The organism is Streptomyces sp. NPDC020917 (genome assembly GCF_044333795.1).
In the GTDB taxonomy this organism is placed as follows: Bacteria; Actinomycetota; Actinomycetes; order Streptomycetales; family Streptomycetaceae; genus Actinacidiphila.
This window is the reverse complement of the sequence record NZ_JBIRRR010000005.1, coordinates 473,703-494,583: the sequence shown is the minus strand read 5'-3', so window position 1 is coordinate 494,583 and position 20,881 is coordinate 473,703. Positions and strand designations below refer to the sequence as shown.

The 20,881-nt window shown below is 74.2% G+C and carries 15 protein-coding genes; 7 read left to right on the top strand and 8 right to left on the bottom strand.

Annotated features, from left to right (window positions below; translation table 11 throughout):
• Positions 1 to 3: 3 nt before the first annotated feature.
• Genes ACH4TG_RS14480 through ACH4TG_RS14470 form a run of 3 tightly spaced genes read left to right on the top strand, consistent with a single transcriptional unit; the run spans position 4 to position 3,103 of the window.
• Entirely contained in the window at positions 4 to 546 is a 543-nt protein-coding gene (locus ACH4TG_RS14480) for an isoprenylcysteine carboxyl methyltransferase family protein (protein WP_398242552.1), read from the top strand.
• Positions 543 to 1,565 carry an NAD(P)/FAD-dependent oxidoreductase gene (locus ACH4TG_RS14475; protein WP_398242551.1) on the top strand — a complete coding sequence of 341 codons (1,023 nt, stop codon included), beginning with the start codon at positions 543 to 545 and terminating at the stop codon, positions 1,563 to 1,565. The genes ACH4TG_RS14480 and ACH4TG_RS14475 overlap by 4 nt, the downstream gene beginning before the upstream one ends.
• 23 nt (positions 1,566 to 1,588) lie before the next feature.
• Complete coding sequence (locus tag ACH4TG_RS14470) at positions 1,589 to 3,103, top strand: hypothetical protein (protein WP_398242550.1); 1,515 nt, start codon at positions 1,589 to 1,591, stop codon at positions 3,101 to 3,103.
• On the opposite strand, the gene ACH4TG_RS14465 is transcribed toward ACH4TG_RS14470, so the two are convergent.
• The 4 genes from ACH4TG_RS14465 to ACH4TG_RS14450 all read right to left on the bottom strand — a co-directional run bounded on the left by ACH4TG_RS14465 (position 3,084) and on the right by ACH4TG_RS14450 (position 5,519).
• Positions 3,084 to 3,854, bottom strand: coding sequence for a class I SAM-dependent methyltransferase (locus ACH4TG_RS14465; protein WP_398242549.1), 771 nt, complete (start codon positions 3,852 to 3,854; stop codon positions 3,084 to 3,086). The genes ACH4TG_RS14470 and ACH4TG_RS14465 overlap by 20 nt on opposite strands.
• Positions 3,855 to 3,909: 55 nt before the next feature.
• Positions 3,910 to 4,557 carry a dihydrofolate reductase family protein gene (locus ACH4TG_RS14460; RefSeq protein ID WP_398242548.1) on the bottom strand — a complete coding sequence of 216 codons (648 nt, stop codon included), beginning with the start codon at positions 4,555 to 4,557 and terminating at the stop codon, positions 3,910 to 3,912.
• Positions 4,558 to 4,593: 36 nt separating this feature from the next.
• On the bottom strand, positions 4,594 to 4,908 hold the full coding sequence (locus ACH4TG_RS14455; protein ID WP_398242547.1) for a nuclear transport factor 2 family protein: 315 nt from the start codon (positions 4,906 to 4,908) through the stop codon (positions 4,594 to 4,596).
• A gap of 104 nt (positions 4,909 to 5,012) precedes the next feature.
• Positions 5,013 to 5,519, bottom strand: a complete 507-nt coding sequence (locus tag ACH4TG_RS14450) for a MarR family winged helix-turn-helix transcriptional regulator (RefSeq protein ID WP_398242546.1) — start codon at positions 5,517 to 5,519, stop codon at positions 5,013 to 5,015.
• A 198-nt stretch (positions 5,520 to 5,717) separates the two neighbouring features.
• Between ACH4TG_RS14450 and ACH4TG_RS14445 the strand changes: the two genes are divergently transcribed.
• The 4 genes from ACH4TG_RS14445 (at position 5,718) to ACH4TG_RS14430 (ending at position 14,208) form a co-directional block, all read left to right on the top strand.
• A complete protein-coding gene (locus tag ACH4TG_RS14445; RefSeq protein WP_398242620.1) occupies positions 5,718 to 7,094 on the top strand; it encodes an MFS transporter in 1,377 nt (458 codons plus the stop codon).
• Between the two features lie 207 nt (positions 7,095 to 7,301).
• The gene (locus ACH4TG_RS14440; RefSeq protein WP_398242545.1) at positions 7,302 to 11,000 is read left to right on the top strand and encodes a hydantoinase B/oxoprolinase family protein; all 3,699 of its coding nucleotides are present in this window, start codon (positions 7,302 to 7,304) and stop codon (positions 10,998 to 11,000) included.
• A gap of 136 nt (positions 11,001 to 11,136) precedes the next feature.
• A complete protein-coding gene (locus ACH4TG_RS14435) occupies positions 11,137 to 11,799 on the top strand; it encodes a helix-turn-helix domain-containing protein (protein WP_398242544.1) in 663 nt (220 codons plus the stop codon).
• A gap of 21 nt (positions 11,800 to 11,820) precedes the next feature.
• Complete coding sequence (locus tag ACH4TG_RS14430) at positions 11,821 to 14,208, top strand: glycoside hydrolase family 65 protein (RefSeq protein ID WP_398242543.1); 2,388 nt, start codon at positions 11,821 to 11,823, stop codon at positions 14,206 to 14,208.
• 20 nt (positions 14,209 to 14,228) lie between these two features.
• Here the strand turns inward: ACH4TG_RS14430 and narI are convergent, their stop codons facing one another.
• The 4 genes from narI to ACH4TG_RS14410 are packed head-to-tail and all read right to left on the bottom strand — an operon-like array spanning position 14,229 to position 20,872.
• Positions 14,229 to 14,954: a respiratory nitrate reductase subunit gamma gene (narI, locus tag ACH4TG_RS14425; protein WP_398242542.1), complete on the bottom strand. Its 726-nt coding sequence runs from the start codon at positions 14,952 to 14,954 to the stop codon at positions 14,229 to 14,231.
• The gene (gene narJ / locus ACH4TG_RS14420) at positions 14,951 to 15,580 is read right to left on the bottom strand and encodes a nitrate reductase molybdenum cofactor assembly chaperone (protein WP_398242541.1); all 630 of its coding nucleotides are present in this window, start codon (positions 15,578 to 15,580) and stop codon (positions 14,951 to 14,953) included. Before narJ ends, narI begins: the two co-directional genes overlap by 4 nt.
• Positions 15,577 to 17,205 carry a nitrate reductase subunit beta gene (gene narH / locus ACH4TG_RS14415; protein ID WP_398242540.1) on the bottom strand — a complete coding sequence of 543 codons (1,629 nt, stop codon included), beginning with the start codon at positions 17,203 to 17,205 and terminating at the stop codon, positions 15,577 to 15,579. Before narH ends, narJ begins: the two co-directional genes overlap by 4 nt.
• Position 17,206: 1 nt before the next feature.
• Positions 17,207 to 20,872, bottom strand: a complete 3,666-nt coding sequence (locus ACH4TG_RS14410; RefSeq protein ID WP_398242619.1) for a nitrate reductase subunit alpha — start codon at positions 20,870 to 20,872, stop codon at positions 17,207 to 17,209.
• Positions 20,873 to 20,881: the final 9 nt, after the last annotated feature.

Genomic DNA, 20,881 nt, shown 5'->3' with positions numbered 1-20,881 from the left:
CCCATGCCCCCGTACGCCGTCCTGGTCCTGCTGGTCGCCGCCGAGCGCCTGGCCGAACTGGCCGTCGCCCGCCGCAACGCCGCCTGGAGCAGGCGCCGCGGCGCCGTCGAGTACGGCCGCGGCCACTACCCGGTGATGGTCGCGCTGCACACGGCCCTGCTCGCCGGCTGCCTGATCGAGGTCTACGGCGCGGGGCGGCCGTTCCGGCCCGGCTTCGGCTGGACGATGACCGGCCTCGTCGTCGCCGCGCAGGCGCTGCGCTGGTGGTGCATCACCTCCCTCGGGCCGCGCTGGAACACCCGCGTGCTCGTCGTCCCCGGGCTGCCGCTGGTCACCTCGGGTCCCTATCGCCTGATGCGGCACCCGAACTACCTCGCGGTCGTCGTGGAGGGCGCCGCCCTGCCGCTGGTGCACGGCGCGTGGATCACCGCGCTCTGCTTCACGGCCGCCAACCTGCCGCTGCTCGCCGTCCGGCTGCGCTGCGAGAACGCGGCGCTCGACGCCGGCGCACCGCCGCCCGGCGCGGCCGCGGCCGCCGTCCCGTGATCGACCTGCTGGTGGCCGGCGGTGGACCGGCGGGACTGGCCACCGCGATCCGCGCCGCACGCGCCGGACTCGACGTGGTGGTCGCCGAACCGCGTCCCGGCCCCGTCGACAAGGCCTGCGGTGAGGGCCTGATGCCGGCGGGCGTAAGGGAGTTGGCCGCGCTGGGCGTCACCGTCGAGGGCCAACCGTTCCGCGGCATCCGCTACGTCGACGGGCGTGTCGAGGCCGAGGCGCACTTCCGCGGTGCGCAGGGGCTCGGGGTGCGGCGCACCGCCCTGCACCACGCGCTGGCCCGCCGCGCCGCCGAACTCGGCGTGACCGTCGTGCCGTTGCGGGTCGACGCCCGTACCCTGCGGCACGGCCGGGACCGCGTCACGGCCGGCGGCATCACCGCCCGCTACCTCGCCGCCGCCGACGGCCTCCACTCGCCGATCCGCCGCAGCCTCGGCCTGGACCTGCCGCCCGCCGGCCGCGCCGCCCGGTACGGGCTGCGCCGCCACTTCGCGGTCGCGCCGTGGACGGACTGCGTGGAAGTGCACTGGTCTGCGGGCAGCGAGGCGTACGTGACGCCGATCGGCCCGGAGCTGGTGGGCGTGGCGATCCTCACCGCCGACCGGGCGCCCTACGAGCAGCAGCTCGCCCGCTTCCCTGACCTCGCCGCCCGCCTCCCGGCGTCCGCGGTCACCTCGACCCGCGGCGCCGGGCCGCTGCGGCAGCGCGTGCGCAGCCCGGTGGCCGGCCGCACGCTGCTCGTCGGCGACGCCGCCGGATACATCGACGCGCTCACCGGCGAGGGCATCTCGACCGCCCTCGCCGCCGCGGCCCATCTCGTGCGCTGCGTCCAGGCGGACCGGCCGCAGGACTACGATCGGGCCTGGCGCCGGGCCTCCCGCCGCCAACGCGCCCTGACCGCGGCCCTGTTGTGGACCCGCGGCCATCCCGCGCTGGCCCCGCGGATCGTCCCGGTCGCCGCGCGCTTCCCCGCCCTGTTCGCCGCCGCCGTCAACCAGCTTGCCTGACCCCGAAGTGCGAGGCCCCAGCGATGACCGACCGGCTGTCCGCCCCCGTCCGGCCGCCGGTGGCCGCCCGCTCGTGGCGCACCGGCGTGTCGCCCTGGCCGGTCGCCGCGGTGTGCGCCGTCTTCGTCGTGGCCCAACTCGCCCTCACCGTGCGGGGATCGGGGCTGGGCTGGGACGAGACGGTGTACACCAGCCAGGTCAGCGGGCACGTCCCCGCGGCGTTCTTCAGCGCGCCACGGGCGCGGGGCGTCAGCTTCGCCGCCGCGCCCGTCGCCTGGCTGACCGGCTCCACCACGGCCCTGCGCCTTTGGATGGGCGCGCTGTCGGGGGCGGGCCTGTTCGCCGCCCTGTGGCCCTGGCGTCCGCTGCTCCCGCCCCGCCTGCTCGCGCTCGCCGCCGCCCTCCTGGCGAGCCTGTGGATCAGCCTCTTCTACGGTCCCGCGGTCATGCCGAACCTCGGCAGTGCCTACGGCGCGCTCGCCGCCACCGGCTGCCTGGTGCGCGCCGCGCAGGCACCGGCGGCCGGCGGCGGCCGGCGCGCCCGGTGGGGCCTGCCGGCGGGGCTGGCCGCCGGTCTCGCGGTCACCGGCCTGATGCGGCCGCCGGACGCGCTGTGGCTGGCCGCGGCACTGGGGTGCGCCGCGCTGGTCGTGGCCCGCGGGCGGCGGGGCGTGGTGCTCGCGGCCCTGGGCGCCGGGCTCGTGCTCGGCTGCGGGGAGTGGGTGATCGAGGCGTACGTGCGCTACGGCGGGCTCGCGGAACGGCTGCACCAGGCGAGCGCGATCCAGGGCGGGCTGGGCTGGCACGTGGCGTTCGCCGACCAGCTGCGCTCGCTGGACGGCCGGACCCTGTGCCGGCCGTGCGACGGCCCGTGGCGGCACAAGGCCGCGTCGGCCTGGTGGCTGCTGCTGCCGTTCGCCGCCGCCGCCGGGGTGGCGGCCGCGCCCCGCGCCCGCCGGACGGCCGTCGCCGTCGCCGCGGTCGCCGGCGTGTTCCTCGCGGCGCCGTACCTGCTCACCATCGGGTACGCCGCGCCCCGGTTCCTGCTGCCCGCCTACGCGCTGCTCGCGATCCCGGTCGCCGAGTGCGTGCGCCGGCTGGCCGTCGGTCCGGGCGGCCGGTGGCGGCCGGTGCCCACCGCGCTGGTCGCGGTCGCGCTGTGCGCGCACCTGGTCGTCCAACTCGCCGTGCTGCACGGGGTGACCCGCAACAACCGCCTGCTGAGCCGGGAGTACGCCGCGGTCGCGGCCCGCCTGCACGCGCACGGGGTCCGCCCGCCGTGCGTGCTCTCCGGCGACAACGCGGTGCCCGTCGCCTACTACGCCGGTTGCGCCTCGCGCCAGATGGCAGGACCCGACCAGAGCATCACCGCCGGGGAGTTGAGCGCCCTGTCCCGGCGCGAGCCCGCGGCGCTCCTCATCCCCGCGGGTCAGGCCGCACCCGGGTTCGCCGCCGGGTGGACGTGCGTCGCGCTGCCGCTGTCGCCGGAACCTGCGGGGGAGCGCGCCTGCATGCCGGCTACCGGCGCGCGACGGTGACGATCTCGGTGCTGTCCCCGGTCAGCGGCCCGCGGTGCCAGTCGCCGTACCGCGCCTCGACGGTGAAGCCGGCTCCGGCGAGGAACGCGTCGAGTTCCGCGACGCCCAGGAAGCGCAGGCGGGCGTGGTCCTCCCGCAGCACCGTGCCGCCGGGGTCCGCCACGGTCCCGTGGAACGCGACGACGCCGTCCGCGACGGAGTCGACGTCCTGCCACAACCGCAGCGCCCGGCCCGACGCGTCGACGACGGCGGCCACGTCGCCGGGACCGGACCGCGCCCAGCCCTCCCAGGCGCGCGCCTGCGGGTGCCGGGTCTCGAAGACGAACCTGCCGCCGTCGCGCAGCACGCCCCGCACCGCCGACAGCGACGCCCGCACCTCCGCGTCGCCCACCAGGAACTGGAAGGCGTGCCCGGTCATCGTGGCCAGGTCGAAGCAGCTCCCGCAGGCCGCGGCGCCGGCGGCCGTGCCCTGGACCCACTCGACGTCCCGCCGGCGGCGCGCCCGCTCCAGCGCCGCGGTGTCCGGGTCCAGGCCCACCATCCGCCCGCGGTGCCCGTCCGCGCGGGCCTGGTGCAGCATCGCGCCGGTCCCGCAGCCCACGTCGAGCACGCTGCCGGCGGCCATCACCAGCTCGTGGTAGAAGCGGTCGCCCGGATCCGCTTCGGGATTCCAGGGATTGAGGAGGTCGTACAGCGCGGCGTCGTCGGCGTCGGAGTAGCCGCAGGGGCCCGGTGCGGTGTCGGAGGACATCGGGCCAGTCTGGGAGGGGAGGCGCCCCGCCCTCAACGTCATTTCGGCCGCGCGGTCAGGGCCTGCTGAAGGTGAGGTGGGTGACGCCGCTGGGCGTCGTCACGGACTCCACGCTCGGGAACTGGTCCTCGAGCGCCTCCAGGCCGTCCCACAACCGCTCGCCGCGGCCCAGGACGATGGGCACCAGGACGACGTGCAGATGGTCGATCAGGTCGGCGGCCAGGAACTGGCGCACGGTGCCCGGCCCGCCGCCGATGCGGACGTCCAGGCCGCCCGCCGCCTCCTGCGCCCGGCGCAGCGCCTCCTGCGGGGTGGCGTCCAGGAAGTGGAAGGTGGTGCCGCCCGCCATCTGGACCGAGGGGCGGTGGTGGTGGGTGAGCACGAACACCGGTGTGCGGAACACCGGTTCGGGGCCCCACCAGCCCTTCCACTCCTCGTCCTGCCAGGGCCCGCGCTGCGGGCCGAACTTGTTGCGGCCCATGATCTCCGCGCCGATGCCCGGCCCCCAGGTGCCGGCCATCGCGTCGTCCACGCCGGTGCTGCCGCCGGGCCTGCCCTGCATCCGGTGGAACGTGCTGGTCTCGAAGAACCAGCTGTGCAGCCGCTCGCCGGCGTGCCCGAACGGGGCCTCCATGCTCTGGCCCTCGCCGGTGCCGAAGCCGTCCAGCGAGACGGAGAAGTTGTGCACTCGTACACGGGACACCGCGTGCCTCCCTGACTGCCGTGACGCAGGCCGCGGTCAGGCCTGGCCGGTCTCGAAACGGCTGATGCGGTCGCCGGTCACGGTGAAGGTCCACCGCGTGCGCATGCTGCCCCAGGTGGAGTTGGAGTAGGTGACCTCCAGCGTGTGCCCGTCGGGGCTGACCCGGTCGACCTCCATGCGGCCGGCCGAGGAGAAGATCTCCTTGTCGGTCCACGCGGCCAGGTCGCGCTCGGACCCGTCGTCGGACATCGTCGCGTCGTCGGTCAGCACCGCGAAGAAGGCGTCCCGGTCACCGGCGTTCACGGCGGCGACGAAGGCGGCCACGGCGGGGTCCTTCAGCTGGGCGGTCATGCGTGCGTGCCTCCACGTCGGTGGTGCCTGCGGACGGACGTACGGTCCGGCCGTGCGGACAGTATCCGGCCGGCGCGCCGTCACCCGCCAGCCGACCGGCCGCATCAGCCGGCGACCGGTCCGTGCTCGCGGGGCCACGGGCGGCCCTCCTTGGCCTCGATGGCCTCGTTGAAGCGCGCGAGGAACCCGCTGAACGCGGCGATGTCGCGCTGCGGCCAGTCCGCCAGCAGGTCGTCGAGGCCGGTGACGACCCAGGCCCGGTAGGCGCGCATCCGGCGTTCCCCCTCAGGGGTGATGCGCAGCTTGCGGGCCATCCCGCCGGCGGGGTCCGAGATCCGCTCGGCCACCCCGGTGCGCAGCATCGCCGCGGTCTGCCGGTTCACCGTCGAGGTGTCGAGGCCGAAGGCGTCGGCGAGCTGGCCGATCGACATCGGCCCCTCGATCTCGATCCGGCTGAGCAGGATGTACGCGGAGCGTTCGAGATGGGCGTCCGGTCCCGGCACGGCGCCGTACGGACTTCTGAGCGCGCTGTGCCGGCCCACCAGCATCAGTTCCTGCTCCAGCTCGGCGACCTCCGGCCGGGCCATCTGCTGTCCTCGCGTCTCGCTCATCAGCCACCACCGTACTGCCCGAGTCTGAGCTGTGTATGATGCACATCATATGCATGGCCCATATCGCGAACCTCTCGCCATGGGCCCGCCCCCCGAAACCGCCCCCTGGAGCACCTCGTGACCACTGCGGCAGCCGCCCCTTCGCGCAGCGGAGCGGTGGTCGGCGTGCTGGCCGGCGCCGGCATCACCGTTTCGCTGATGCAGACGCTCGTCATCCCGCTGATCCCGGACCTTCCCGACCTGCTGCACACCAGCGCGGCCAACGCCTCCTGGGTGATCACGGCGACCCTGCTCGCCGCCGCGGTGGCCACGCCGGTCGCCGGCCGCCTCGGCGACCTCTACGGCAAGCGGCACGTGCTGGTCGCCAGCACCCTGCTGCTGGTGGTCGGCTCCCTGGTGTGCGCCCTGACCAGCTCGCTCGCCCCCATGGTCATCGGCCGCACCCTGCAGGGCGTGGGCGCCGGCGTGATCCCGCTCGGCATCAGCATCATGCGCGACGTGCTGCCCCCGCAGAAGCTCGGCTCGGCCGTGGCGCTGATGAGTTCCTCGCTCGGCGTCGGCGGCGCGTTCGGCCTGCCGCTGGCCGCGGTCATCGCCCAGCACGCCGACTGGCACGTGCTGTTCTGGTGCTCGGCCGGCGTCGGCCTGCTCGTGACCGTGCTGCTGCTCCTGGTCGTCCCCGCGCCGAAGCCCACGGCGACCGGCCGGTTCGACGTCGTCGGAGCCGTGGGGCTCGGAGTGGGACTGGTCTGCCTGCTGCTGGCGATCTCCAAGGGCGGCGACTGGGGCTGGGGCAGCCCGCGGACCCTCGGCATGTTCGGCGCGTCCGTCGTGGTGCTGGCCGTCTGGGGCTGGTGGGAGCTGCGCATCGCCTCGCCGCTGGTCGACCTGCGCACCACCGCGCGGCGGCAGGTGCTGATGACCAACCTGGCCTCGGTCGTCATCGGATTCTCGATGTACGCCATGTCGCTGATCGCGCCTCAGCTGCTGGAACTGCCCAAGGTCACCGGCTACGGCCTCGGCCAGTCGATGACCGCGACCGGCCTGCTGCTGGTCCCCTCCGGACTGGCGATGATGGCCGTCTCCCCGCTCGGCGCCCGGCTGTCCGCCGCCCGCGGACCCCGCACGTCGCTGTTCGCGGGCGCCCTCGTGATCAGCATCGGCTACGGTCTGGCGCTGGCGCTGATGGGCAGCACCTGGGGCGTCCTGGTCTTCGCGGCCGTCATCAGCTCCGGCATCGGCCTCGCCTACGCGGCCATGCCCGCGCTCATCATGGGTGCGGTCCCGCAAGCCGACACCGCCGCGGCCAACGGCCTCAACACCCTGATGCGCTCCATCGGTACGTCGACCTCCAGCGCGGTGACCGGCGTGGTGCTCGCGCACATGACGACGCAGCTGGGCCCGGTCGCCATCCCCACCGAGAACGCCTTCCGCACCGGTTTCGTCATCGCGGGCGCCGGCGCGCTGCTGGCCGCCCTGGTCACGCTGGCGATCCCGGCCCGCCGGTCGCACAGCCCGGCCGACGTGCCCGCGGAGCCGACCGGCACCGAGACGCAGACCACCGCCAGCCGCTGACCGGAGCCGGCCCGCCGGCCCCTGGCCGGTCGCACTCCCGCCGCGCGCCCGCCCCCGCCCGTCCGCACGCCCGCTGCCCCGCCTCCGTCGTCCGTTCCGGGCCCGGGCGGCGGCCGTGCGCGCGGCGGGCGCCCCGCGTTGGGCCGGACGGGGGAGGCGGAAGGCGGTGGTTTTGCCCCGGTTCCGGCGCGGCCGGATACTGGGCGCATGACGGGCGGCCGGGCGTGGCAGTTCTGGGTCGATCGCGGCGGCACCTTCACCGACATCGTCGCGCGCCGGCCTGACGGGCGCCTGGTGACGCACAAGCTGCTGTCCGAGAACCCCGCCCGCTACCCCGACGCGGCCGTGGCCGGCATCCGCCACCTGCTCGGCCTGTCCGACGGCGAGGCGTTCCCCGCCGGGGAGGTCGAGGCCGTCCGGATGGGCACGACGGTGGCCACCAACGCCCTGCTGGAACGCAAGGGCGAACGGGTGGCCCTGGTCGTCACTCGCGGTTTCGGCGACGCCCTGCGCATCGGCTACCAGAACCGGCCGCGCATCTTCGACCGCGAGATCGTGCTGCCCGAGCAGCTCTACGAGCGGGTGATCGAGGTCGACGAGCGGACGGCGGCCGACGGCACCGTGCTGTGCGCCCCCGACCTGGAGCGGCTGGAGGGCGAACTGCGCGCCGCGTACGGCGACGGGGTACGGGCGCTCGCCGTGGTCTGCCTGCACAGCCATCTGCACCCGGACCACGAGCAGCGGATCGGACGGCTGGCCGAGCAGATCGGATTCCCGCAGGTGTCGCTGTCCAGCGAGGTCAGCCCGCTGATGAAGGTGGTGCCGCGCGGCGACACCGCCGTCGTCGACGCCTACCTGTCGCCGGTGCTGCACCGCTACGTGCGCCGGGTCGCCGAGCAGGTGCACGGGGTCCGGCTGATGTTCATGCAGTCCAACGGCGGCCTCGCCGAGGCCGGGCACTTCCGCGGCAAGGACGCCGTCTTGTCCGGCCCGGCCGGCGGCATCGTCGGCATGGCGCGGATGTCGCAACGGGCCGGCCTCCAGCAGGTGATCGGTTTCGACATGGGCGGCACCTCCACCGACGTCTCGCACTACGCGGGCGCCTACGAGCGGGTCTTCGACACCCAGGTGGCCGGAGTGCGGCTGCGGGCGCCGATGCTCGCCATCCACACGGTTGCGGCCGGCGGCGGCTCGGTGCTGCACTTCGACGGCAGCCGGTACCGGGTCGGGCCGGACTCCGCGGGCGCCGATCCCGGCCCGTGCTCCTACGGCGCGGGCGGCCCGCTCACCGTCACCGACGCCAACGTGATGCTCGGCCGGATCCAACCCGCCCATTTCCCGGCCGTGTTCGGACCCGGCGGGGACCAGCCCCTGGATGCCGGCCTGGTGCGCACCCGGTTCGCCGACCTCGCGGACCGGATCCGCGCGCAGACCGGCGACGAACGGACACCGGAGGAGGCCGCCGAGGGCTTCCTGCGGGTCGCGGTGGCCAACATCGCCAACGCCGTCAAGCGCATCTCCGTGCAGAAGGGCCACGACATCACGCAGTACGCGCTGACGACGTTCGGCGGGGCCGGCGGCCAGCACGCCTGCGCGGTCGCCGACTCGCTGGGGGTGCGCACCGTGCTGGTCCCGCCGATGGCCGGCGTGCTGTCGGCGCTCGGCATGGGCCTGGCCGACACGACCGCCATGCGCGAGCAGTCCGTGGAGGAACCGCTGGACCCGGAGGCCATGGAGCGGATCCGGGCGGCCGCCGGGCGGGTGGAGTCCGCGGCCCGCGACGAACTCCTCGACGAGGGAGTGCCCGCCTCCGCCGTCCGCACCGCCGTCACCACCCACCTGCGCTACGAGGGCACCGACACCACGGTCGGCGTCGACCTCGCCGACGTCCCCGCCATGCGGGCCGCCTTCGAGTCCGTCCACCGGGCCCGGTACTCCTTCCTGATGGAGCGCCCGATCGTCGTCGAGGCGCTGTCGGCCGAGGCCGTCGGGCTGACCGACCAGCCGGACCTCGGCGCCGGTGCCGACGAAGGCGACGGCGGTGCGGGCGCCGGCGGGGACGAGGACGGGCGGACCGTCCCGATGTTCGCCGCCGGGAGCTGGCGGGAGGTGCCGCTGCGCCGGCGCGAGGCGATGCCGCCCGGCGCGTCGGTGACCGGGCCCGCCCTCATCACCGAGGCGAACGCGACCACCGTCGTCGACGCCGGCTGGCAGGCCACGGCGGCCCCCGAGGGCCACCTGCTGATGCAGCGCGTCCTGGCGCCCGCGGGCAGCGCCGTCGGCACCGACGCCGACCCCGTCATGCTGGAGATCTTCAACAACCTCTTCATGTCGATCGCCGAACAGATGGGCGCGCGGCTGGAGTCGACCGCGCAGTCCGTCAACATCAAGGAGCGGCTGGACTTCTCCTGCGCCCTCTTCGACCCCGACGGCAACCTCATCGCCAACGCGCCGCACATCCCGGTCCACCTGGGCTCCATGGGGACCAGCGTCAAGGAGGTGGTGCGGCGCCGCGCGGGCGCCATGGCACCGGGCGACACCTACGCGGTCAACGACCCCTACCACGGCGGCACCCACCTGCCGGACATCACCGTGATCACCCCGGTGTTCGGCACCGGGAGCGGCAGCGCGGACGGCGGCGTCACCGGCGCGGTCACCGATCAGGCCACCGAGCAGGCCACTGCTCAGGCCACCGGGGGCGCCGGAGGCGAGATCCTCTTCTACGTCGCCTCCCGCGGCCACCACGCCGAGATCGGCGGGCTGAGCCCCGGCTCGATGCCGGCCGGCAGCCGCCGCATCGAGGAGGAGGGCGTGCTGTTCGACAACTGGCCGCTGGTGGAGCACGGCCGGTTCCGCGAGACCGAGACCCGGCGGCTGCTCACCGAGGGCCCCTACCCGTCGCGCAACCCCGACACCAACCTCGCCGACCTGCGCGCCCAGATCGCCGCCAACCGCAAGGGCGTCGACGAAGTCGGCCGGATGATCGGGCACTTCGGGCTCGACGTGGTCCAGGCGTACATGCGGCACGTGCAGGACAACGCCGAGGAGGCGGTCCGCCGGGTCATCGACGCGCTTCATGACGGCTCGTGCCGCTACGAGACCGACGGCGGCGCGACCATCGCCGTGGCGGTGACCGTCGACCACGCCCGCCGCACCGCCACCCTCGACTTCACCGGCAGCTCGCCGCAGCTCGCCACCAACTTCAACGCCCCCTCCTCGGTGACCACCGCGGCGGTGCTCTACGTCTTCCGCACCCTGGTCGCCGACGACATCCCGCTCAACGACGGCTGCCTGCGCCCGCTGCACATCGTCGTGCCCGAGGGCTCGATGCTCGCGCCCCGCCCGCCGGCCGCCGTCGTCGCGGGCAACGTCGAGACCTCGCAGGCCCTGGTCGGCGCCCTGTACGCGGCGATGGGCGTGCAGGCCGAGGGCTCGGGGACCATGAACAACGTGTCGTTCGGCAACGAGCGGCACCAGTACTACGAGACGGTGGCGTCCGGCTCGGGGGCCGGGCCCGGCTTCGCCGGCGCCAGCGTGGTGCAGACCCATATGACCAACTCCCGGCTGACCGACCCCGAGGTCCTCGAATGGCGGCATCCGGTGCGCGTCGAGGAGTTCGCCGTGCGGCCCGGCAGCGGCGGCGCCGGACGGTGGCGCGGCGGCGACGGCGCGCTGCGCCGCCTGCGGTTCCTGGAACCGGTGACGGTCAGCACCCTGGCCAGCCACCGGCAGGTGCCCCCGTACGGCATGGCCGGCGGCTCACCGGGCGCGCTCGGCTCGGCCCGGGTGGAGCGGGCGGACGGCACGGTCGAGCACCTGGAGCGCAGCGACAGCGCGTCCCTCGGCGCCGGGGACGTGCTGGTCGTCGAGACACCGGGCGGCGGCGGATACGGCCCGCCGCCGTGACGCCCGGCAGCCCCGTCCGGCCCCGGCGCCCCCGGCACGGCGCACCCCGGCCCGGCGGCCACCGCGTGGCAGGTCCCGCCGTCCTGGGTGAGGCTGGGAGCAGAGCTGCCGACCCGGCCGAGGAGGAGGATGCGCGGTGGACGAGAGCAGCGAGGACGGCGGCCGGCGGATCGACCCGGCCGTCGTCGCGCGGCACGTCGAGAACCGGCGGAACGGGCTGGGCCTGTCCGGCGAGGCACTGGCCTCCCACGCCGGCATGTCGCCCCGCTACCTCCAGCACCTGCTGGAGGCGGGCCCCGACTTCGACCCCGGCGGGTTCCTGCGGATCGCCACCGCGCTGGACCTGACGTACCGGCAGCTCGTCGAGGAGCCGGACGACGCGCCCTCCGAGCACGGGGAGCCGCTCGTCCTGCGCCGGCTGAGCGTGGCCGAGTGCTGGAACAGGATCGGCACCCACGGCGTGGGACGGATCGCGCTGCCGGTGCAGCCGGGCCCCTCGGTGTTTCCCGTGCACTACGCCGTCGACGACAGGACCGTGGTCTACCGCACCACGCCGGACGGCCCGGCCGCCCCCGTGCAGGGCGCCGTGGTGTCCTTCCAGGCCGACCACACCGACGATCATCTCCAGCAGGGGTGGAGCGTGCTCGTCACCGGCCCCGCCGAGTGGATCGGGGACCCGGCGGAGAGCCGCGTCCTCAGCGAGCAGCACGCCGGGCAGCCCTGGGTCGGCGGCGACCGCAACCAGTGGGTGCGCATCCGGCCGGAGTCCGTCAGCGGCCGCCGCGTCGGGCCCGGGTAGGCGCTTGCCGTGGAGCGGTGGATGCCGGCCGACCCGGAGTGGACGTGGCGCTACGAGGGCTACGACCCCCCGCAGGAGCGGCTGCGGGAGGCGCTGTGCACCCTGGGCAACGGCCGCTTCGCCACCCGCGGCGCGGCGCCCGAGGCCGCGGCGGGCGCCGCCCACTACCCCGGCACCTACGCGGCCGGCTGCTACAACCGGCTGACCTCGCACGTCGCGGGCCGCGACGTGGACAACGAGGACATGGTCAACCTGCCGAACTGGCTGCCGCTGCGGTTCCGGGCCGCCGGCGGCGAGTGGTTCAGCCCCGACACCTGCGGCGTCGCCGGCTACGAGCAGCACCTCGACCTGCGCCGCGGCGTGCTGGTGCGCCGGATGCGGCTGCGGGACGCGGCCGGCCGCGAGGTGGAGTCCGAGGAGACCCGCCTGGTCCACATGGGCGATCCGCACCTGGCCGGGCAGCGGGTGCGGATCACCGCGGCCGGCTGGTCGGGCGAGCTGGAGATCGAGGCCGGGCTGGACGGCGACGTCCGCAACTCCGGTGTGCAGCGGTACCGGGACCTGGCCGGCCGCCACCTCACCGACGTGCGCGCCGGGGCGGGCGACGCGGACACGATGCGCCTGAGCTGCCGCACCTCCTCCTCCGGCATCCGGATCGCGCTGGCCGCCCGCACCCGGCTTTGCGGCGCGGAGGGCATGACGTCGGTCGTGGAGCCGGGTGATGCCGCCGTGCGGCACCGCTTGACGACGGCCGTCGCCGACGGCCGGCCGGTCGTCGTCGAGAAGACCGTCGCACTGCTCACCTCGCGCGACCCGGCGATCAGCGACCCGGAGGACGCGGCGGCCGAACGGGTCGCCGGCGCACCGGAGTTCGCGGTGCTGCTCGACAAGCACGCCGGCGCCTGGGCGCAGTTGTGGCAGCGGGCCGAGCTCGACGTGCCGGGGGAGGCGGGGCGGGTGCTGCGGCTGCACCTCTTCCACGTCCTGCAGACGCTGTCGCCGCACACCGCCGACCTGGACGCGGGCGTGCCCGCGCGCGGGCTGCACGGCGAGGCGTACCGGGGGCACGTGTTCTGGGACGAGCTGTTCGTGCTGCCGTTCCTCAACCTCCACCTGCCCGAGGTGTCGCGGGGCCTACTGGCGTACCGGCACCGCCGGCTGGACGCCGCCTGCCGGTCGGCGGCCGCGATCGGCCGGCCAGGGGCGATGTACCCGTGGCAGAGCGGCAGCGACGGCCGGGAGGAGACCCAGCGCCTGCACCTCAACCCGCGCTCAGGACGCTGGCTGCCGGACCACTCCCATCTTCAGCACCACGTCGGCTCCGCGGTCGCGTACAACATCTGGCAGTACTGCCTGGCCAGCGGCGACATCGCGTTCCTGCACGGGGAGGGAGCCGAGATGCTGCTGCAGATCGCCCGGTTCTGGGCGCACACCGCGGTCTGGGACCCCGGCTCCGAGCGGTACCGCATCCGCGGCGTCGTCGGCCCGGACGAGTACCACGACGCGTACCCGGGCGCCGCGGAACCGGGCCTGGACGACAACACCTACACCAACGTCACTGCGGCCTGGGTGCTGAGCCGGGCGCTGGAGCTGGTGGCGGCGCTGCCGGCGCCGCGCCGAGACGAGCTGTTCGAGCGGTTCGGCTGCGGCCAGGAGGAGACGGAGCTGTGGGAGGAGGTGTCGCGAAGGCTGCGGGTCCCGTTCCACTCCGGCGTCATCAGCCAGTTCGAGGGCTACGGCGGCCTCGCCGAGCTGGACTGGGTCGCCTACCGCCGCCGTTACGGCGACATCCGCCGGCTCGACCGGATCCTGGAGGCCGAGGGCGACAGCGTCAACCGCTACCAGGCGTCGAAGCAGGCCGACGTGCTGATGCTCGGGTACCTGTTCCCGCCCGCCGAACTCGCCGGGATGTTCCGGCGGTTGGGCCATCACGTGGACGACGCCACCTGGGAGGCGACGGTCGACCACTACCTGGCGCGCACCAGTCACGGCTCCACGCTCAGCGGCCTCGTCCACGGCTGGGTGCTGGCCCGCTCGCGCCGTGCCGACGCCTGGATGTACGTCCGCGAGGCGCTGCTCGGCGACGTCGCCGACGTGCAGGGCGGGACGACGGCGGAGGGCATCCACCTCGGGGCGATGGGCGGCACCCTCGACCTGGTGCAGCGCGGGCTGACCGGTCTCGTGGCCGGCGCGGACGGGCTGCGGCTGGACCCGGTGCCGCTGCCCGAACTGTCCAGCTTCCACGTGGCCGTGCGGTACGGCGAGCACTGGGGGATCGGCCTGACGCTGCGCTCCGGGCGGCTGCACGTCGCCGTCCCGGACTCCGGGCAGGGCCCGCTGCGGATCGCGCTCGGCGACCGGGCCCTCGCGGTGGCGCCGGGCAGCCGCATCGCCCTCGACCTGCGGTAGGACCCCGCGGCGCCACCGGCTCAGGAACCGACGCCCTCCCAGCCCCGCGGCGGCGGGGCACCGGGCAGCTCGCGGCTGCCGCGGCTGCGGTACACGATGTAGGGCCGGAACAGGTACTGCACGGGCGCGCTGAACATGTGGACCAGGCGCGTGAAGGGGATCAGCGCGAACAGCACCATGCCGATCACGGCGTGCACCTGGTAGCTGACCGGCACCCCGTCCATGAGGCCGACGTCCGGATGGAGCCGGAACAGGCTGCGCGCCCAGGGGGCGATGGTGGCGCGGTAGTCGTACCCGTGGCTGAGCGAGGAGTGCATCAGCTTGGTCACCAGGCCCGCCACGATCGCGCCGACCAGCACCACGTACATCAGCTTGTCGTTGCGGGTGGTGGCCCGGAACACCGCCGAGTTGGTGCGGCGGCGGTAGACCAGCATGCCGATGCCCGCCACCGCGAGCAGCCCCGTGATGGTGCCGCCGAACAGCGACAGCAGGTGGTAGCCGTGCTCGCTCAGGCCGAGCGCGTCGGTCCACGACGCCGGCACGAACAGGCCCATCAGATGGCCGACGAGCACGAAGAGGATGCCGTAGTGGAACATCGGTGAGGCGACGTTCAGCAGCCGGGACTCGTAGATCTCCGACGAGCGGGTGGTCCAGCCGAACCGGTCGTAGCGGTAGCGCCACACCAGGCCGGAGACCAGCAGGGCGAACACGATGTAGGGCAGCGCGCCCCAGAGCAGGGTGCTCACCGCCGTCCCCCGGTCAGCAGCGGCAGCTGCCGCAGGTGGCCGTAGGGCGCGGTCGCCAGGCCGACCTCCTCGGTGGGCGGGCCGCCGGCGGCCAGCGCGAGGGCCGCCGCCCGGTCCCGGGCCGAGGGGCCCGGCAGCGTCGCGCACACCGCGTCGAGCACCTGCGCGTACGGCGTGCCGTCCTCGGCCAGCCCCAGGCGCAGCAGTTCCAGGGCGGGCCGGTGCTCGCGCAGCAGCGCGTCGGAGCCGCTCGCGGCGGCGAACTCCAGGACGGCCGGAAGGAAGTCGGGCAGCTCGTCGCTGTCCCAGGTGAAGCCGTGCGCGCGGTAGTGCTCCTTGAAGCGGACCAGCGCGCCGCCGCGGCGCCGGGTGTCGCCGTCCGTCCACCACGTCAGGTACAGGCAGGCCCGGCGGCCGAAGTCGAAGACCCGCACGTAGTGTTCGGCCAGCGTCGTGGGGGTGAGCGCGGTGGCCTGCTCCAGGAACAGCCGCAGGGTGTCCGCGGGCCGGCCGCGCAGCGGCGCCAGCGCCGCCCGCAGCAGCGGCACGTCGGCGTGGAAGTCCCCGTCGGGGTAGGCCAGGCAGCGTGCGGCCGCCTGGTGCAGCAGTTGCGTGTCTCGGTTCACGGTCCCGGCACCTCCTCCTCGCGGTCGGCGGTCTGGCGCCGCCGCAGGGCATGGAAACTCTCCACGGTCACCAGCGGCAGCGAGCGCCGGCCGGAGTCCGCGCCGAACGGCCCGCCCTCCGCCACGCCCTGCGCGTCCTGGTGGTCCAGGCTGCAGGTCTCCGGCACCGCCGACTCCTCCAGGCGCCGGGCGTCCGCCTGCGCCGCCGTCGGGATCACGTACCGGTCCTCGTACTTGGCCACGGCCAGCAGGTGGAACATCTCCTCGATCCCGTCACCGGTCATACCGACCGCGCGGGCCGCCGAACCGTCCGGCTGCCGGCCGAGGTTGAGGTCGCGCATGTGGGCGCGCATCGCCGCGAGCCGGTCGAGGGCGGCCCGCACCGGCGCGGGGTCGCCGGCGGTGAACAACTGCGCCAGGTACTCCACCGGGATGCGCAGCGCGTCGATGGCGCCGAACAGGTTGCCGGCGTCCTCTCCGTCGCGGCCGCTCTCGCTGACCGCCTCCACCACCGGCGACAGCGGCGGGATGTACCAGACCATCGGCAGCGTCCGGTACTCCGGATGCAGCGGCAGCGCCACCCGGTACCGGCAGATCAGGTCGCGGACGGGGGAGCGGCGGGCGGCCTCCAGCCACTCGTGCGCGATGCCGTCCCGCTCGGCGGCCCGCTGCACCTCCGGGTCGTCGGGGTCGAGGAACACGTCCAACTGCGCCCGGTACAGGTCCTTGTCGTCGGTCACCGAGGCGGCCGCGGTGACCCGGTCCGCGTCGTACAGCATCACGCCGAGGTAGCGCAGCCGGCCGACACAGGTCTCCGAGCACACCGTCGGCAGCCCCACCTCCACCCGCGGATAGCAGAAGGTGCACTTCTCGGCCTTGCCGGTGCGGTGGTTGAAGTAGACCTTCTTGTACGGGCAGCCGGTGACGCACTGCCGCCAGCCGCGGCAGCCGTCCTGGTCGACCAGGACGATGCCGTCCTCGGTGCGCTTGTAGATCGCCCCGGACGGGCAGGCCGCCACGCACGCCGGGTTGAGGCAGTGCTCGCAGATCCTCGGCAGGTAGAACATGAAGGTCTGCTCGAACCCGAACGTGATCCGCTCGCCCACCTCGGCCCGCACCCGCTCCACGTTCGGGTCCAGCGGCGCCAGTTCGGGACCGCCGCCCAGGTCGTCGTCCCAGTTGGACGACCACTTCACCTCCATGGGCTTGCCGGTCACCAGCGAACGCGGCGCGGCCACCGGGTAGTCGTCGCCGAGCGGTGCGTTCGTCAGGTGGGCGTAGTCGTACGTCCACGGCTCGTAGTAGTCCTTGAGCACCGGCAGCACCGGGTTGGCGAAGATCGACGCCAGCTTCCACCAGCGGCTGCCCTGGCGGAGCTTGAGCTGCCCGCGGCGGTTGAGGACCCAGCCGCCGCGCCAGGTGCCCTGGTCCTCGTAGCGCCGCGGGTAGCCGAGGCCCGGCCGGGTCTCCACGTTGTTGAACCAGACGTACTCCATGCCGGAGCGGTTGGTCCACGTCTGCTTGCAGGTGACCGAGCAGGTGTGGCAGCCGATGCACTTGTCCAGGTTCATCACCATGGCGACCTGCGCCATGCAGCGGCCGATCGTTGCCTGGCCTCGGGACATGTCAGTACCGCACTTCCTGCGAGCGGCGGCGGATCACCGTCACCTCGTCGCGCTGGTTGCCGGTCGGGCCGAAGTAGTTGAACGCCCAGGACAGTTGGGCGTAGCCGCCGATCAGATGGGTGGGCTTGAGCATCAGCCGGGTCAGCGAGTTGTGGATGCCGCCCCTGCGGCCGGTGGTCTCGGTCCTCGGGACGTTCACGGTGCGCTCCTGCGCGTGGTGCATGTACACCGTTCCCGGCGGCATGCGGTGCGAGACGATCGCGCGGGCGACGACCACACCGTTGCGGTTGACCGCCTCGATCCAGTCGTTGTCCCGCACCCCGATCGCGGCCGCGTCCGCCACCGACATCCACACCACCTGGCCGCCGCGGGACAGCGACAGCATGAACAGGTTGTCCTGGTACTCGGAGTGGATCGACCACTTGTTGTGCGGGGTGAGATAGCGGACCGTCACCTGACGCTGCCCGTCGGGCCCCAGCACCGGTTCGCCGAACAGCCGGTGCATGTCCAGCGGGGGCCGGTACACCGGCAGCGCCTCGCCCACCTCGTGCATCCAGTCGTGGTCGAGGAAGAACTGCTGCCGGCCGGTGAGGGTGTGCCAGGGCTTGAGATGCTCGGTGTTGAGGGTGAACGCGGTGTACCGGCGCCCGCCGGACTCGCTGCCCGACCACTCCGGCGAGGTGATCACCGGCACCGGGGCCGCCTGCGTGTCGGCGTAGCTGACCCGCTTGCCCTCGTGCTCGGCGGCCAGGTGCGCCATCTCCCGCCCGGTGCGCTCCTCCAGGGCGCGGAAGCCCTGCACGGCCAGCCGCCCGTTGGTGGTGCCGGACAGCGTCAGGATGGTGTTGGCCGCCTTGACGGCCGTGTCCATCGCCGGCCGGCCGTCGGCCGGGCCGCCCCGCACCACGCCGTTGAGCGCCCGCAGCCCGTCGACCTCCTCGACGGGCCTGAGCACCACGCCCTTGGCGGGCAGACCCGCCTGCTCGACCAGCGGCCCGAGCGAGGCCATCTTCGCGCCGACCGCCGGGTAGTCGCGCTCGACCACCACCAGGTTCGGCATGGTCGCCCCCGGCACGGGCTCGCACTCGCCGCGCCGCCAGTCCAGCGCCACCCCGCCGGGCTGGGCGGTCTCGCCCGGCGTGTCGTGCTGCAGGGCGGTCGCCACCACGTCGTGCCGCACCCCGAGATGGTCCGCGGCCAGCTCGCTGAACCGGCCGGCGATCGCATGGAACGTCTCGAAGTCCGTCCTGGCCTGCCACGGCGGGTCGATCGCCGGCGCGAAGGAATGGACGAACGGGTGCATGTCGGTCGATGAGAGGTCGTGCTTCTCGTACCAGGTGGCGGCCGGCAGCACCACGTCGGACAGCAGCGTGGAGGACGTCATCCGGAAGTCCAGGGACAGCAGCAGGTCGAGCTTGCCCTCCGGCGCCTCGTCGTGCCACGCCACGTCCCTGGGACGCATGGCGGGCTCGGCCTCCTGGGCGCGCAACGACGAGTGCGTGCCCAGCAGATGCCGGGTGAAGTACTCCGCGCCCTTGGCCGAGGAGCCGAGCAGGTTCGCCCGCCACAGGGTCATCACCCGGGGCCAGTTGGCGGGCGCGTCCGGGTCCTCGCAGGCGAACGACAGCCGCCCGGACCGCAGTTCGCCGACGATGTGCTGCACCGGGTCGGTGCCGGCCGCCCGCGCCTCGTCCGCAAGATCCAGCGGGTTGCGGTCGAACGTCGGATACGACGGCATCCAGCCGGACCGCGCCGACTGCGCCAGCAGGTCGACCGCCGCCATGCCGGCGAACCGGCCGGTGCCCAGCGGTGACGCCAGCACGTCGGCGCGGAAGCGGTCGTAGCGCCACTGGTCGGTGTGCAGGAAGAGGTAGCCGGTGCCGATCGCCTGCCGCGGCGGCCGCGACCAGTCGCTCGCGCCGGCCAGCGTCGCCCAGCCGGTCAGCGGCCGGCACTTCTCCTGACCCACGTAGTGCGCCCAGCCGCCGCCGTTGCGCCCCTGGCACCCGGTCAGCTGCAGCAGCGCCAGGAAGGTCCGGTAGATCGTCTCTGAGTGGAACCAGTGGTTGGTGCCGGCGCCCATCAGGATCATGCAGCGGCCACGGGACTCCTCCGCGGTGCGGGCGAACTCCTGGGCGAGGCGCACCGCCTGGGCGGCCGGCACCGAGGTGTGCATCTCCTGCCACGCGGGCGTCCCCGGCGTGCCCGCGTCGTCGTACGACGACGGCCAGCGCCCGGGCAGGCCGGGGCGTCCCACCCCGTACTGCGCGAGGAGCAGGTCGAAGACCGTCGTCACCAGCGGGCCGCCGGCACCGCCCAGCCGGACCGCCGGCACCCCGCGGGCCACCGTCTCGCCGCGCCCCTGCCCGTGCTCGCCGCCCTCGGTGTCGAACCGCGGCAGCAGCACCTCGACGGCCTCGGCCCCCTCGCCGTACAGCGACAGCCGCGGACGGACGTCCCCGAGGTCGAGGTTCCAGCGGCCCTTGCCCGACTCGGTCCAGCGGAAGCCCAGCGACCCGCCGGGCACCACCGGTGCGCCGGTCGCCTCGTCGAGCACGGCCGTCTTCCACTCCGCACCCTCCCCGGTGTCCCCGAGGTCCGAGGCACGCACGAACTTGTCCGGCACGCGGGCGCCGTCCCGCTCGGCCAGCGTCACCAGGAACGGCAGGTCGGTGTAGGTGCGCACGTAGCTGTCGAAGAACGGCACCTGCCGGTCGACGAAGAACTCCCGCAGGACCACGTGGCCCATCGCCAGGGCGAGCGCGCCGTCGGTGCCGGGATGCGGGTGCACCCACTCGTCGGCGAACTTGGTGTTGTCCGCGTAGTCGGGCGAGACCACCACGACCTTCTGGCCGCGGTAGCGCGCCTCGGCCATCCAGTGGGCGTCCGGGGTGCGGGTGACCGGGACGTTGGAACCCCACATCATCAGGTAGGCGGCGTCCCACCAGTCACCGGACTCCGGCACGTCGGTCTGGTCGCCGAAGACCTGCGGCGAGGCCACCGGCAGGTCCGCGTACCAGTCGTAGAACGACAGCATGGTCGCGCCGATGAGCGAGTGGAACCGGGCGCCGGCCGCGTGCGAGACGATCGACATCGCCGGGATCGGTGAGAAGCCGGCGATCCGGTCGGGCCCGTACTGCTTGATGGTGTGGACGTGCGCGGCCGCGACGATCTCCACCGCCTCGTCCCAACTCGCCCGCACCAGACCGCCCTTGCCCCGGGCCTGCTGGTAGGCGCGGCGGCGCGCGGGGTCGGACTGGATGTCGGCCCAGGCCGCGACGGGATCCTTCAGCCGCCGCCTGGCCTCCCGGTACTGCTCCAGCAGCACGCCCCTGACGTACGGGTGGCGGACCCGGGTGGGGGAGTAGGTGTACCAGGAGAACGCGGCGCCCCGCGGGCACCCGCGCGGCTCGTACTCGGGCCGGTCCGGGCCTACCGACGGGTAGTCGGTGGCCTGCGTCTCCCAGGTGATGATCCCGTCCTTGACGTAGACCTTCCACCGGCACGACCCCGTGCAGTTCACGCCGTGCGTGGAGTTGACGACCTTGTCGTGGCTCCAGCGGTCCCGGTAGAACGCGTCACCGGCCCGGCCGCCCTCGATCCGCAGGCTGTGCAGGTCCGGTGCCGGCGTGCCGGGGCGGAAGAATCGGCCGGCCCGCAGCAGCAGCGCGTCGGG